Source organism: Cupriavidus sp. WS (assembly GCF_000395345.1).
In the GTDB taxonomy this organism is placed as follows: domain Bacteria; phylum Pseudomonadota; class Gammaproteobacteria; order Burkholderiales; family Burkholderiaceae; genus Cupriavidus; species Cupriavidus basilensis_B.
This window is the reverse complement of record NZ_AQPL01000112.1, coordinates 1-11,543: the sequence shown is the minus strand read 5'-3', so window position 1 is coordinate 11,543 and position 11,543 is coordinate 1. Positions and strand designations below refer to the sequence as shown.

Below are 11,543 nucleotides of genomic sequence, written 5' to 3'. Positions count from 1 at the left end.
CGGGGCGCGCCTGCGCCAGCCGCGCGCGGCTGTCGTCGTCGAGGCGGCGGCCCAGGTCGGGCCGGCGCAGGTAGTGCTGGCGGTCCGCCGCGGCGCTGTGCGCGGGCACGCTGGCGAAGCCGGCCGCGGCCAGCGCCTGCTCGATGTCGGCGCGCGCCAGCGGCAGGTGCACGGCGTCGCGCGCCTGCGCGTGGGCCAGGCCGAAGGCGAGCACGGTCTCGGTGGTCTGGCTGTTGCCGGCGCGGCCCAGCGCGATGCGCGCCGCGGTGAACTGGCGCAGGCGCTGCCACGGATTGGGCTGGGTCAGCTTGCGGGACATGGCGGGCGGCTCACAGTCCGTGCGCCAGCTGCAGCAGCGGCTGCCGCTCGCCCGGCTCCAGCAGGCGGCCGTCGTCGCCGAGGATGCCCATGCGCCGCAGCCAGTCCTCGAACTCGGGCGCGGGCCGCAGGCCGAGCGTGTCGCGCAGGTAGAGCGCGTCGTGGAACGAGGTGCTCTGGTAGTTCAGCATGATGTCGTCGGCGCCGGGCACGCCCATGATGAAGTTGATGCCGGCCACGCCGAACAGCGTCAGCAGCGTGTCCATGTCGTCCTGGTCGGCCTCGGCGTGGTTGGTGTAGCAGACGTCGCAGCCCATCGGCACGCCGAGCAACTTGCCGCAGAAATGGTCTTCCAGCCCGGCGCGGATGATCTGCTTGCCGTCGTACAGGTACTCGGGGCCGATGAAGCCCACCACGGTGTTGACCAGCAGCGGCGAGAACTCGCGCGCCACCGCGTAGGCGCGCGCCTCCATCGTCTGCTGGTCCACGCCGTGGTGCGCGTTGGCGGACAGCGCGCTGCCCTGCCCGGTCTCGAAATACATCACGTTGTTGCCCACGGTGCCGCGCGCCAGGCTCTGCGCGGCGTCGTGCGCCTCGGCCAGCAGCGCCAGGCCGATGCCGAAGCCGGCGTTGGCGCGCTCGCTGCCAGCCACCGACTGGAACACCAGGTCCACCGGCGCGCCCTGCTCGATGGCGCGCACGGTGTTGGTGACGTGGGTCAGCACGCACGACTGCGTGGGCACGTCGTAGCGGCAGCGCAGGTCGTCGATCAGGCGCAGCAGCGTGACGATGGCGCCGAGGTTGTCGGTGGCCGGGTTGATGCCGATGGTGGCGTCGCCGCAGCCGTACAGCAGGCCGTCGATCATCGAGGCGGCGATGCCCTTGGGATCGTCGGTCGGGTGGTTGGGCTGCAGCCGCACCGAGAGCCGGCCGGGCAGGCCGATGGTGTTGCGAAAGCGCGTGACCACGCGACACTTGCGCGCCACCGCCACCAGGTCCTGGTTGCGCATGAGCTTGCTCGCCGCCGCTGCCATCTCGGGCGTGATGCCGGGCGCCACGCGCGCCAGGGTGGCGCTGTCGGTCTCGTGCAGCAGCAGCCAGTTGCGGAAGTCGCCCACGGTCAGCGCGGCGATCTCGCGGAAGGCCTCGCGGTCGTGCCGGTCGAGGATCAGGCGCGTGACCTCGTCGTCCTCATACGGCACCAGCGCTTCGCGCAGGAAATGCGCGAGCGGCACCTCGGCCAGCGCCATGCGCGCGGCCATGCGCTCCTCCTCGCTGGCGGCGGCCACGCCGGCCAGGTAGTCGCCCGAGCGCGCCGGGCTGGCCTTGGCCAGCAGCGTCTTGAGGTCGGCGAACAGGTGGCGGCGCACGCCGACGGTGTGGGTGAAGGCCATGACGGTATCTCAGTCGGCGGCGGGCACCTGCGCGGGCGCGCCGCCGGCGAGGTCGCCGTGTGCCACCTGGTGGCGCGCGCGCCAGTGGTAGTGCGCGTAGCCCACGGCCAGCACGCCGGCATACAGCAGCGCGATCAGCGGGTTGAACCAGACCATCGCGCCGAGCGAGACCAGCGCGCCGGCCAGCGCGACGAGCGGGAAGACCGGATAGCACGGCGTGCGCCAGGGCCGCGCCATGTCCGGCGCGCTGCGGCGCAGGCGGAACAGGCTGGCCATGCTGAACAGGTACATGGTGAGCGCGCCGAACACCGACATGGTGACGATGTTGGCGGTCAGCGGCTGGCCGCCGATGACGATCAGGCCGTCGCTGTAGATGGCGAGGATGCCCACCACGCCGCCGGCCAGCACGGCGCGGTGCGGCGTGGCGAAGCGCGGATGCACGCGCGCCAGCCAGCCCGGCAGGAAGCCGGCGCGCGCCAGCGCGAAGATCTGCCGCGAGTAGCCCAGGATGATGCCGTGGAACGACGCCACCAGCCCGAACAGGCCCAGCCACACCAGCATGTGCAGCCAGCCCGAGTGCTCGCCCACGATCATCTTCATGGCCTGCGGCAGCGGGTCGTTGATGTTGGCCAGCCGGGTCCAGTCGCCGGCGCCGCCGGCGAACACCATCACGCCCACGGCCAGCGCCAGCAGCGTGAGGATGCCGGTGGTGTAGGCGATCGGGATCGAGCGGCGCGGGTCGCGCGCCTCTTCGGCCGCCATCGCCACGCCCTCGATGGCGAGGAAGAACCAGATCGCGAACGGGATCGCGGCGAACATGCCGGGCACCGCCGCCAGCGAGAAGCCGTCCTGCCCGGCCCAGCCGCCGCGGGCGAAATTGGCCACCGAGAAGCCCGGCGCCACCACGCCCATGAAGACCAGCAGCTCGAAGATGGCGAACAGCGTCACCACCAGCTCGAAGGTGGCGGCAATGCGCACGCCGATGATGTTGAGGCCCATGAACACAATATAGGCGCCGACCGCGGCATGCTTGGGATCGAGCCCCGGGAACTGCACATTGAGGTAGGCGCCGATGGCCAGCGCGATGGCCGGCGGCGCGAACACGAACTCGATCAGCGTGGCCAGCCCGGCGAGGTAGCCGGCGCCGGGGCCGAACGCGCGGTAGGCATAGGCGAACGGCCCGCCCGCGTGCGGGATGCTGGTGGTCAGCTCGGTGAAGCTGAAGATGAAGGTGGCGTACATGGTGGCCACCGCCAGCGCCGTGACCATGAAGCCCAGCGTGCCGGCGCTGGCCCAGCCGAAGCTCCAGCCGAAGTATTCGCCCGAGATCACCAGCCCCACGGCGATGCCCCACAGCTGCACGGTGCCGAGCGTCCGGGTGAGCGTGCCGCCGCCGGCCGGGTGCGGGGGGCTGGCCGGGGACGGCGGATGCGGGGGCTGGCTGGACATGGCTAGGGTTTCTCCGGACGGTGTGCCGGCGACGGATCGTTGCCCCGGCCGCGGCGTTTCCGGCATCATCGCCAAAAGCGCGCGGGCAGCGTTATCGAAAATCGGCACCATTGCGAATCGGCACCATCGCGAATGTGGCATGCGGCGGCCGGCAGGCGCGGCACCCCCGGTGGAATGGAACTTGCAACGTTCAGGATCGTCCTGCGTACCCAAATCTTCGCCATGAACACCACCCGCGCCACCCGCGACATCCCGCCCGCAGCCCTCGCCACCTTCCGCGTCACCGCCGCGCGCGACGCCGACGAGCACGCCGCCAACCTGTCGCGCTGGAACCAGACCTACGACCAGCTTTCGCCGGGCGCCTTCGCCGGCGAGGTGCGCGAACTGTGGCTGCCGCATGCGCAGGTGTTCGTCGAGCGCACCAACCGCAGCCTGCGCCAGTCCTGCATGGCCTGGCCCGATGCGATCTGGTTCGGCGTGCCGCTGCCCTCCGCGCAGGCGCCGGCCACCGTGGGCGGCACCGCCATCGCGCATACCGACATCGCGGTGCGGCCCGGCGGCACGGAATTCGAGCTGCGCACGCCCGAGGATTTCGGCATCTTCGGCATCGTGGTGCGGGCCGAGGAACTGGCGCGCTACATGGACGAGGTGGAACACCGCGACCCCGCCAGCGTGCTGGGCCAGCGCGCGGTGCTGTCGGTGCAGCCGTGGGCGCGCGCCCGGCTGTGCCGCGCGCTGCTGGAGATCCTGTCCGAGGCCGCGCGCCACGCCCCGCCGGACGGCATCGCCACCGCCGACGCCAGCGAGGCCGCCCAGGCCTGCGGCGACCTGCAGGAGCGCCTGCTGGGCAGCCTCGTCACCCTGCTGATGGCCGCGAACGACAGCGCCGCGCGCCCCACCATCACGCACATCAACCGCCAGCGCACCGTGCAGCGCATCCGCGACTACCTGCTGGCCCACGCCGCGGACCCCATCGCCGTGCCCGACCTGTGCCGGCACTTCCACCTGAGCCGCCGCGCGCTGCAATACTGCTTCGAGGACGTGGCCGGCATGTCGCCGGCGGCCTACCTGCGCGCGCTGCGCCTGAACGGCGTGCGCCGCGACCTGCGCGCGGGCGCCGGGCAGCGCACCGTCTCCGACGTGGCCGCGGCCTGGGGCTTCCACCATCTCTCGCAGTTCGCCCAGGACTATCGCCGCATGTTCGGCGAGCTGCCTTCGGCGGCGCTGCGCGGCGGCGCGAACTAGGCCCGCGCCCGCCGGCCGCTCCCCGGCTTCCCTTCCCCCGCCGCTTCCTGCCCTCTTCCTGCATCTTCCCGCCGCGCCGCTGCCCCGGAAATTGCCCGGCCCGCCGCCGCGCCCGCCTTTGCGCGCGCGGGCGCGCTTGCCTTAGCCGCCTGCGGGACCGACAATCGAGCGCCGTACCATCCACAGATGCCGGCCGCCAGCGTGGGGCGGCCGTCCATGCAGGAGTCTCGATGAATCAACCCGATCCGCCACGCCTGCCCCGCTTGCCGGAGGCAGCGTGGTTCAACGTCGGCCTGGCCGCCTACGTCCTCACCGCCCTGGCCCTGTGGGTGGTGATGCAGGCCAACCTGGTCGCGGCGCTGCTGGCCGGGCTGCTGCTGTATTCGCTGGTGGACGTGCTGGCGCCGAGGCTCGCCGGCCTGCACCAGAAGCATGACGCGCTGGCGGTGGCGCTGCTGTCCGCCATCACGCTGCTGGTGCTGACGCTCGGCGGCTGGGCGCTGATCCGCTTCGTCGGCGGCGACGGCAACCGGCTGGACACGCTGCTGATCCGCTCCGCCGACATCATCGACAAATCGCGCGCGCAGTTGCCGGGCTGGGTCAGCGACGCGCTGCCGCGCGGCGTGGACGAGCTGGCCAACGCGCTGATCGCGTGGCTGCGCGAGCACGCGCAGATGGCGCAGAAGTTCGGCGCGGAGGTGCTGCGCACGCTGGCGCATATCCTGATCGGCCTGGTGATCGGCGCGATGGTGGCGCTGTACCGCGCCATCGCCAAGCCCAACCGCAGGCCGCTGGCCGCCGCGCTGGTGGAGCGCGCGCGCAACCTGCAGCGGGCCTTCGCGCAGTTCATCTTCGCCCAGATCAAGATCTCGCTGATCAACACCGTGCTGACCGCGATCTACCTGCTGGTGGTGCTGCCGCTGTGCGGCGTGCACCTGCCGCTGACCAAGACGCTGGTGGCGCTGACCTTCCTGGTGGGGCTGCTGCCGGTGCTGGGCAACCTGATCTCGAACGCGGGCATCGTGGTGGCGTCGCTGTCGATCTCGCTGCCGATCGCGGTCGCCTCGCTGGTCTACCTGGTGGTGATCCACAAGCTCGAATACTTCCTCAACGCGCGCATCATCGGCGCGCGCATCAACGCCGCCGCGTGGGAGCTGCTGACGGTGATGCTGCTGATGGAGTCGGTCTACGGCATCGCCGGCGTGATCGCCGGGCCGATCTTCTATGCCTATCTCAAGCGCGAACTGGCGGCGAAAGAGCTGATCTGAGGCCGGCGCGCGCCAGGTCGGACCAATCCGGCCGCCGGCGCCGGTCAAGGCCCCGCCGGCCCGCCTTCCGCTTCCGCTTCCACCTCCACCCGGCTGCGCACGAAATCGATATGCGTCTGCATGGCCGTGCGCGCCTCCTCCGGGCGGCGCGCGAGGATGGCTTCGCACAGCGTGCGGTGCTGCAGCAGCAATAGCGCCGAGGCGCCCTCGTCCTGCACGCGCAGGCCGGTGCCGTTGATGGTGATGTGTTCGCGCAGCATGCCGATCACGCTGGTGTGCAGGTGCAGGAACATGGTGTTGTGCGAGGCCTGGGCGATGGCTTCGTGCAGCTTCGCGTCGGCCTCGGCCTCGGCGGCCTTGTCGTCCCGCTCGCGCGAGGTCTCCAGCGCGCGCAGCAGCGCGCGGATGCGCTTGAGGTCGGCCGGATCGGCGCGCAGCGCGGCGAAGTAGGCGGTGGCGCCTTCGAGCACGCGGCGGAACTCCAGGATGTCGTCGCGCAGCACCGGGTGGTCGGCCACCAGTTGCCGCCACGGCGAGGCGATGCCCGCGCGCAGCTGCTCGGTGACGAACACGCCGGCGCCGCGGCGGCTCTGCAGCAGGCCGCGCGCGCCGAGGCGCTGGATGGCCTCGCGGATGGTGTTGCGGGCCACGCCGTATTGCGCGGCGAGCAGCCGTTCGGCGGGCAGCCGGGTGCCGGCCGGCCAGGTGCCGTCGAGCAGCGCCGTCTCCATTTTCCGCATGACCTGTTCCACGCGCCCGCGCGCCTGCATGCCCCCCGCCATCCTCGTCCCCGTGTCATCCCGCCCGCCGCTGGTCCAACCAATTTGAACTGCGGCGCGTCTCGCGGAATTATGCGCCAAACAGTGGCGGACCTGATGGCCAGGCGACCGCCCCCCACGGAGCGAGACATGAATCCAAGGCGCTATCCCCCCGCCGCCGCCGCCCCGGCGCAGGCCTACCTGTTCGCCACCTGCCTGGTCGACCTGTTCGTGCCGCAAGCCGGCCTGGACGCGGTGCGCCTGCTCGAGCGCGAAGGCCTGACCGTGCATTTCCCACGCGGGCAAAGCTGCTGCGGCCAGCCGGCCTACAGCAGCGGCAACCCGGAGCAGGCGCGCAAGGTGGCGCTGGCGCAGCTGGACCTGTTCGCCGAGCCGTGGCCGGTCGTCGTGCCTTCCGGCTCGTGCGCCGGCATGATGCGCCACCACTGGCCGCTGCTGTTCGCCGACGACCCGGTGGCCGGCCCCAAGGCGCGCGCGCTGGCCGAGCGCGTCTACGAGCTGAGCGAATTCCTGCTGCACGTGCTGAAGGTGCGCTTCGACGCCACCGTGTCCGCCCAGCCCGACGAAACCGTGGTGCTGCACACCTCGTGCGCGGCGCGCCGCGAAATGGGCACGCGCCAGCACGGCGTGGCCCTGGTCGACGCGCTGCCCGGCGTGACGCGCGCCGAGCACGCGCGCGAATCCGAATGCTGCGGCTTCGGCGGCACCTTCTCGCTCAAGCATCCCGACATCTCCGGCGCGATGGTGCAGGACAAGATCGCCTCGGCCTGCGCCACCGGCTGCGACCGGCTGGTCTGCGCCGACTGCGGCTGCCTGCTCAACATCGGCCACGCCGCGCGGCACCAGGGCGCGCCGCTGCCGGTGGAGCACCTGGCCAGCTTCCTGTGGCGGCGCACCGGCGGCAACGGAGAGCCGGCATGAGCGCACTCTCCGCACGCGAGCGCATGCTGGGCCGCCTGCGCGCCGCCGCGCCGGCCGCCGCCACCACCGCCGTCGATGCGCTGGACGCGCGCATCGACGCGCATTTCGACAACCGCCGCGCGCCGGCCACGCCGGCCGGCCTGGCGCAGGCCATGCAGGCCGCGCTGGACGCCGCGCACACGCAGGTCTGGTGCGCGAGCGGCGACGCCTGGCCGGCGCAACTGGCCCACAGGCTCGCCGCCGCCGGCGTGCGCCGCCTGCTGCTGGACCCGGCCGGCGCGGAAGGCGCGGCGCTGGCGCAGGCGCTGCCCGCCGGCGTGGCGGCGCTCGCCTACGACCGCCCCATCGAGGACTGGAAGGCCGAACTGTTCGACACCGTGGACGCCGGCTTCACCGTGGCGCGCTCCGGCATCGCCGCCACCGGCACGCTGATCCTGGCGCCGGACGCGCGCACGCCGCGCACGGTCTCGCTGGTGCCGCCGCTGCACGTGGCGCTGGTGTACGCCGACACCCTGCACGCGGACCTGCACGCCGCCGCGCGCGCCGAGCGCTGGCGCGACGGCATGCCGACCAACCTGGTGCTGGTGTCCGGCCCGTCCAAGACCTCCGACATCCAGCAGACGCTGGCCTACGGCGCGCACGGCCCGCGCGCGCTGTGGGTGGTCATCGTGACGCGCGCCGCCGGCGCAGACGCACGATGAGCACACACGCCACCTCCGGCGCACCCGCCGCCGCCCCGCTGCACTTCGTCCCCGCGGCCGACTTCAAGGCGCGCGCGCGCGCCGCGCTGGACGACCCCAAGCTGCGCAGCAGCTTCCGCGGCGCGATGGACTTCCTGCAGGCCAAGCGCGCCGTGCAGTTCCCCGACGGCGACGAGCTCGAACAGTTGCGCGACCTCGGCGAGGCGATCCGCCAGCATGCGCTCTCGCGCCTGCCGGACCTGCTGGCGCAACTGGAAGACAAGCTCACCGCGGCCGGCGTGCAGGTACACTGGGCCGAGACCGCGGAGCAGGCCAACGCCATCGTCCACGGCATCGCGCAGGCGCACCGCGCGCGCCGCGTGATCAAGGGCAAGTCGATGGCCAGCGAGGAAATCGAGCTCAACCACTACCTGGCCGAGCGCGGCATCGACTGCATCGAGTCCGACATGGGCGAGTACATCGTGCAGCTCGCCGGCGAGAAGCCCTCGCACATCGTGATGCCGGCCATCCACAAGACGCGCGGCGACATCGCCGCGCTGTTCGAGCAGCACATCCCCGACACGCCCTACACCGAGGACGTGGACGAGCTGATCCAGACCGGCCGCCGCGCGCTGCGCCAGGCCTTCGTCGAGGCCGACATCGGCCTGTCCGGCGTGAACTTCGCCGCCGCCGACACCGGCACGCTGTGGCTGGTGGAGAACGAGGGCAACGGCCGCCTCTCCACCACCGTGCCGGACGTGCACATCGCCATCATGGGCATGGAAAAGGTGGTGGCCAAGCTCGAGCACATCGTGCCGCTGGCCAGCCTGCTGACGCGCTCGGCCACCGGCCAGGCCATCACCACCTACTTCAACCTGATCTCCGGCCCGCGCAACGCCGGCCGCGGCGAGCGCGACGGCCCGCGCGAGGTCCACCTCGTGCTGCTCGACAACGGCCGCAGCCAGGCCTACGCCGACGAGCAGCTGCGCGCCACCCTGCAGTGCATCCGCTGCGGCGCGTGCATGAACCACTGCCCGGTGTACACGCGCATCGGCGGCCATGCCTACGGCACCACCTACCCGGGGCCGATCGGCAAGATCATCTCGCCGCACCTGCTGGGGCTCGAAGCCACCGCCGACCTGGCCACCGCGTCGAGCCTGTGCGGCGCGTGCGGCGAGGTGTGCCCGGTGCGCATCCCGATCCCGCAACTGCTGATCCGCCTGCGCACCGAGGCCAACCGCGATCCCGCCGAGCAGGTCGCGCACCCGCTGCGCGGCCAGGGCGCGAAGTTCAGCCGCAGCGAGCACCTGGTGTGGCGCTTCTGGAGCGGCGCGTTCGCGCATCCGTTCACGTACCGCGTGTTCCGCTGGGCCGCGACGCGGCTGCGCGCGTTCGCGCCGTCGCGGCAACTGGGCTGGACCAGGCACCGCGCGCCGCTGACGCCGGCGCCGCGCAGCCTGTCGGACCTGCTGCGCGAGCGGGGGCAGGCGGAGTAGGCGCGGCCTTTTGGGCCTGCCCTCGGTTTGCTCCCCTCTCCCACGCAGTGAGAGAGGGGAGCAAACCCGCAGCGACGGGACCGCTCCTGCAGCCCACAAGCCCACAAGAAAAACACAAAACACAAACCAAAACCACGCAAGAAGGCGCCCCCTTCAAGTTCATTTCAAACGCATCCATCGGAGGAGACCCGACCATGCAACCCTGGACCCAGATCTACACGCCGCTGGGCAGCTTGTGGCTGTCCGCGCTCGCGGCGGCGCTGCCCATCCTGTTCTTTTTCCTCGCGCTGGCCGTGCTGCGCATGAAGGGCCACGTGGCCGCGGCGATCACGCTGCTGCTGGCGCTGGGCGTGGCCGTGCTGGCCTACGGCATGCCGGTGCCGCAGGCGCTGGCCGCGGCCGGGTTCGGCTTTGCCTACGGCCTGTGGCCGATCGCGTGGATCATCGTGACCGCGGTGTTCCTCTACAAGATCGTGGTCAAGACCGGGCAGTTCGACATCATCCGCGCCTCGGTGCTGGCCATCACCGACGACCAGCGCCTGCAGATGCTGCTGATCGGCTTCGCGTTCGGCGCCTTCCTCGAAGGCGCGGCGGGCTTCGGCGCGCCGGTGGCGATCACCGCGGCGCTGCTGGTCGGGCTGGGCTTCAACCCGCTCTACGCGGCGGGGCTGTGCCTGATCGCCAACACCGCGCCGGTGGCGTTCGGCGCGATGGGCATCCCCATCATCGTGGCGGGGCAGGTAACGGGCATCGACGCCATGCGCATCGGCGCGATGGCGGGCCGGCAACTGCCGCTGCTGTCGCTGGCGGTGCCGTTCTGGCTGGTGTTCATCATGGACGGCAAGCGCGGCGTGAAGGAGACCTGGCCGGCGGCGCTGGTGACGGGCGCCAGCTTCTCGGTGACGCAGTACTTCACCTCCAACCACATCGGGCCGGAACTGCCGGACATCACCTCGGCGCTGGTGAGCCTGATCTCGCTGACGCTGTTCCTGAAGGTCTGGCAGCCGCGCAGCGCCAGCCAGCGCGCCGGCGGCGCGGTGGCCGTGGGCGGCGGCGGCGCGGCGGCGCTGGCGCGCGTGGGCGGCGGGCTGGCCGCGGGCGGCCTCGGCAAGGTGGCGGGCGACAACCGTCGCGCCTCGCCCTACACCACCGCGCAGACGCTGCGCGCGTGGGCGCCGTTCGGCATCCTGACGGCCATCGTCACGGTGTGGAGCCTGCCGTCGTTCAAGGCGCTGTTCGCCGGCAACGGCGCGCTGGCCGGATCGGTGCTCAAGTTCAAGGTGCCGGCGCTGGACCAGCTGGTCATCAAGGCCGCGCCCATCGTGGCGCAGCCCAAGGCCTACGAGGCGGTACTGAAGCTCGACCTGCTGTCCGCCGTGGGCACCGCCATCCTGCTGACCGCGCTGATCTCCGCCGTGCTGCTGCGCATGAAACCGCGCGACGCGCTGGCCACCTTCGGCGAGACCGTGGCGGAACTGCGCCGCCCGATCCTGTCGATCGGGCTGGTGCTGGCCTTCGCGTTCGTCGCCAACTATTCGGGCATGTCCTCCACGCTGGCGCTGCTGCTGGCCGGCACCGGCGCCGCGTTCCCGTTCTTCTCGCCGTTCCTGGGCTGGCTGGGCGTGTTCCTGACCGGCTCGGACACCTCGTCCAACGCGCTGTTCTGCTCGTTGCAGAGCACCACCGCGCACCAGATCGGCGTGTCCGACACGCTGCTGGTGGCGGCCAACACCACGGGCGGCGTGACCGGCAAGATGATCTCCCCGCAGTCGATCGCGGTGGCCTGCGCGGCCACCGGGCTGGTGGGCAAGGAGTCGGAACTGTTCCGCTTCACGGTGAAGCACAGCCTGCTGTTCGCGGTGATCGTGGGGGGGATTACGATGGTGCAGGCTTATGTTTTGACGGGGATGGTGCCGTAGTTTTTGGTATTTTGGTTTTTGACTTTAAAGTCGAAGGTTTTAACTTCAAATTCTTAACTTCAAAGTCAAAGGCA

The 11,543-nt window shown here is 71.5% G+C and carries 10 protein-coding genes; 6 read left to right on the top strand and 4 right to left on the bottom strand.

Going from position 1 to position 11,543, the window contains the following annotated elements; translation table 11 throughout:
- From K206_RS0110795 to eat, 3 genes are all read right to left on the bottom strand, one after another.
- A partial coding sequence (locus K206_RS0110795) for an ethanolamine ammonia-lyase light chain EutC (RefSeq protein WP_020202425.1) occupies positions 1–319 on the bottom strand: 319 nt, incomplete at its 3' end.
- A gap of 10 nt (positions 320–329) precedes the next feature.
- Positions 330–1,712: an ethanolamine ammonia-lyase subunit EutB gene (locus K206_RS0110790; protein WP_020202424.1), complete on the bottom strand. Its 1,383-nt coding sequence runs from the start codon at positions 1,710–1,712 to the stop codon at positions 330–332.
- A 9-nt stretch (positions 1,713–1,721) separates the two neighbouring features.
- The gene (eat, locus tag K206_RS0110785) at positions 1,722–3,161 is read right to left on the bottom strand and encodes an ethanolamine permease (RefSeq protein ID WP_020202423.1); all 1,440 of its coding nucleotides are present in this window, start codon (positions 3,159–3,161) and stop codon (positions 1,722–1,724) included.
- Positions 3,162–3,383: 222 nt separating this feature from the next.
- On the opposite strand from eat, the gene K206_RS0110780 reads away from it, so the two are divergent.
- Positions 3,384–4,406: a helix-turn-helix domain-containing protein gene (locus K206_RS0110780; RefSeq protein WP_020202422.1), complete on the top strand. Its 1,023-nt coding sequence runs from the start codon at positions 3,384–3,386 to the stop codon at positions 4,404–4,406.
- 230 nt (positions 4,407–4,636) lie between these two features.
- On the top strand, positions 4,637–5,674 hold the full coding sequence (locus K206_RS0110775) for an AI-2E family transporter (protein WP_029043473.1): 1,038 nt from the start codon (positions 4,637–4,639) through the stop codon (positions 5,672–5,674).
- Between the two features lie 44 nt (positions 5,675–5,718).
- On the opposite strand, the gene K206_RS0110770 is transcribed toward K206_RS0110775, so the two are convergent.
- Positions 5,719–6,414 carry a FadR/GntR family transcriptional regulator gene (locus K206_RS0110770; protein WP_029043472.1) on the bottom strand — a complete coding sequence of 232 codons (696 nt, stop codon included), beginning with the start codon at positions 6,412–6,414 and terminating at the stop codon, positions 5,719–5,721.
- 168 nt (positions 6,415–6,582) lie between these two features.
- Here K206_RS0110770 and K206_RS0110765 point away from each other — a divergent pair, with 168 nt between their 5' ends.
- From K206_RS0110765 to K206_RS0110750, 4 genes are all read left to right on the top strand, one after another.
- Positions 6,583–7,374 carry a (Fe-S)-binding protein gene (locus K206_RS0110765; protein WP_020202419.1) on the top strand — a complete coding sequence of 264 codons (792 nt, stop codon included), beginning with the start codon at positions 6,583–6,585 and terminating at the stop codon, positions 7,372–7,374.
- The gene (locus K206_RS0110760; protein ID WP_020202418.1) at positions 7,371–8,075 is read left to right on the top strand and encodes an LUD domain-containing protein; all 705 of its coding nucleotides are present in this window, start codon (positions 7,371–7,373) and stop codon (positions 8,073–8,075) included. The genes K206_RS0110765 and K206_RS0110760 overlap by 4 nt, the downstream gene beginning before the upstream one ends.
- Positions 8,072–9,550: a LutB/LldF family L-lactate oxidation iron-sulfur protein gene (locus tag K206_RS0110755; protein WP_020202417.1), complete on the top strand. Its 1,479-nt coding sequence runs from the start codon at positions 8,072–8,074 to the stop codon at positions 9,548–9,550. The genes K206_RS0110760 and K206_RS0110755 overlap by 4 nt, the downstream gene beginning before the upstream one ends.
- 194 nt (positions 9,551–9,744) lie before the next feature.
- The gene (locus K206_RS0110750) at positions 9,745–11,469 is read left to right on the top strand and encodes a lactate permease LctP family transporter (protein WP_020202416.1); all 1,725 of its coding nucleotides are present in this window, start codon (positions 9,745–9,747) and stop codon (positions 11,467–11,469) included.
- Positions 11,470–11,543 lie beyond the last annotated feature (74 nt).

Coding starts and splice junctions, on each gene's coding strand:
- K206_RS0110770 (WP_029043472.1), bottom strand. CDS start 6,414: ATGCGGAAAATGGAGACGGCGCTGCTCGACGGCACCTGGCCGGCCGGC.
- K206_RS0110750 (WP_020202416.1), top strand. CDS start 9,745: ATGCAACCCTGGACCCAGATCTACACGCCGCTGGGCAGCTTGTGGCTG.
- K206_RS0110780 (WP_020202422.1), top strand. CDS start 3,384: ATGAACACCACCCGCGCCACCCGCGACATCCCGCCCGCAGCCCTCGCC.
- K206_RS0110755 (WP_020202417.1), top strand. CDS start 8,072: ATGAGCACACACGCCACCTCCGGCGCACCCGCCGCCGCCCCGCTGCAC.
- K206_RS0110765 (WP_020202419.1), top strand. CDS start 6,583: ATGAATCCAAGGCGCTATCCCCCCGCCGCCGCCGCCCCGGCGCAGGCC.
- K206_RS0110775 (WP_029043473.1), top strand. CDS start 4,637: ATGAATCAACCCGATCCGCCACGCCTGCCCCGCTTGCCGGAGGCAGCG.
- K206_RS0110760 (WP_020202418.1), top strand. CDS start 7,371: ATGAGCGCACTCTCCGCACGCGAGCGCATGCTGGGCCGCCTGCGCGCC.
- K206_RS0110790 (WP_020202424.1), bottom strand. CDS start 1,712: ATGGCCTTCACCCACACCGTCGGCGTGCGCCGCCACCTGTTCGCCGAC.
- eat (WP_020202423.1), bottom strand. CDS start 3,161: ATGTCCAGCCAGCCCCCGCATCCGCCGTCCCCGGCCAGCCCCCCGCAC.